At 35.8% G+C, this 2,019-nt stretch carries 2 protein-coding genes; one reads left to right on the forward strand and one right to left on the reverse strand.

Annotated features, from left to right (window positions below; genetic code table 11):
• Positions 1-442: 442 nt before the first annotated feature.
• Positions 443-1,426: a pyruvate dehydrogenase complex E1 component subunit beta gene (locus EGI24_RS14175; protein ID WP_255048067.1), complete on the forward strand. Its 984-nt coding sequence runs from the start codon at positions 443-445 to the stop codon at positions 1,424-1,426.
• 46 nt (positions 1,427-1,472) lie between these two features.
• On the opposite strand, the gene EGI24_RS14180 is transcribed toward EGI24_RS14175, so the two are convergent.
• Positions 1,473-2,019 (reverse strand): inorganic pyrophosphatase (locus tag EGI24_RS14180; protein ID WP_255049115.1); only part of this gene is annotated, 547 nt, incomplete at its 5' end.

The raw sequence follows: 2,019 nt of genomic DNA on the forward strand, positions 1-2,019 counted from the left end.
AGTCATATGCTTATAAAAAACCAACAAAATAGTCAGTATTCGACCCCGAAGGGGTCACATGTTTATAGAAATCCATCACAATAGTCAGTATTCGACCCTGTAGGGGTCGTACATTTACATCAAAATTCTCTTTTTATAAAAATCAAATTCCTTCGGAATTAAAAAGAACAAAACAAAAACCTTGAAAGGGTCACATCAGTCTGCATATACTCACTCGCATAAAAATTGCAATCCTTACAATTATAATGGATTTACAAATTCATCATTTCTATTATGGAAACATCAAATTGTTTATTTTAACCACCAAAATCTTACACCGAACAAAAATAAATAAATGAAATCACGCAATTCTACAAATAGATTTCGGAAATTGACAATAGCTTACTATTTTTGTCAAGCAATTGGGGTCTTTGCCCAAAATTAAATTATTTATAAGCCAAAAATGAGAGAAATTCAATTTAGAGATGCTGTAAAGGAAGCGATGTCAGAAGAAATGCGTCGTGATGAAACAATATTCTTAATGGGTGAAGAAGTAGCTGAATACAATGGAGCCTACAAAGCCAGTCAAGGAATGTTGGATGAATTTGGACCCAAAAGAGTTATCGACACGCCAATTGCTGAACTAGGTTTTGCTGGTATAGGTGTTGGTGCTGCTATCAATGGTTGTCGTCCGATTATTGAATTCATGACTTTCAACTTTTCACTTGTTGCTATAGATCAGATTATCAACAGTGCAGCCAAAATAATGGCCATGTCTGCTGGTCAATATTCTTGCCCAATCGTGTTTAGGGGTCCAACTGGTAATGCTGGACAATTAGGAGCTCAACACTCTCAAAACTTCGAAAATTGGTTTGCCAATACGCCAGGTCTTAAAGTTGTGGTACCATCTAGCCCATATGAATGTAAAGGACTTTTGAAAGCATCTATTCGTGACAATGACCCCGTTATTTTCATGGAGTCTGAACAAATGTATGGTGACAAAGGAATGATTCCAGATGGCGAATATATATTGCCAATTGGGAAAGCCAACATAATTCAGGAAGGAAAAGATGTTACGATTGTATCGTTTGGAAAAATGATTCCTAGAGTGGTTTTACCAGCAATCGAGCAACTTGCCAAAGATGGAATCAGTGTTGAATTGATAGACCTTAGAACAGTAAGACCTATTGATTATCAAACAGTTGTAGATTCTGTAAAGAAAACCAACAGATGTGTAGTTGTAGAAGAAGCTTGGCCATTGGCTGCTATTTCATCAGAAATAACTTATCATTTGCAGCGATATGCTTTTGACCATTTGGATGCTCCGGTTATCAGAGTTAACAACATGGATATTCCTTTACACTACGCTCCTACGCTAATTGAGGCTACTTTGCCAAACGTGGCTAGGACGATTGACGCTGTAAAAAAGGTTTTATACAAAAAATAATATTTACGATAAATACTATAAAAAAAGGAGCATTCGCTCCTTTTTTTTATTTTAGTGGATTAAAAATCAAATCCCTGTAATCTTCCATTGATTTTTTAATGACTTCTCCAGCTCCTTGTTTACCATATTCATATGCTATTTCGCAATGTTGAGGTTCTCCTGGCAGATTTTTGTAGGTTAGAAAATAATGCTTTAGCTTTTCAATAACACCACCAGGCAATTCAGAAATATCGTTAAAGTTGCCGTAAATCTGGTCGCCTGTTAATACTGCTATTATCTTATCGTCGGCCTCACCTTTGTCAATAAAACAAAATCCGCCAATTGGCTTAGCTTGTAATAATATATCGCCATGAGGTATATGATGCGACGATAACACACAAATATCTAAAGGATCCCCATCACCCACTTTAATGCTTGTTGCACCCTTTTCTCTTGCAAACTCTGCCACTTTATCACCACAATAGGTCTGCGGAATAAATCCATACAAAGCTGGAACGATATTAGAATATTTTTGTGGTCTATCTATTTTTAAGAATCCTGATTCTTTATCAATTTCGTATTTAATGGTATCTGAAGGTACTATTTCTATAAAC

The sequence above is a fragment of the Lacihabitans sp. CS3-21 genome (assembly GCF_024343675.1).
GTDB lineage: Bacteria > Bacteroidota > Bacteroidia > Cytophagales > Spirosomataceae > Leadbetterella.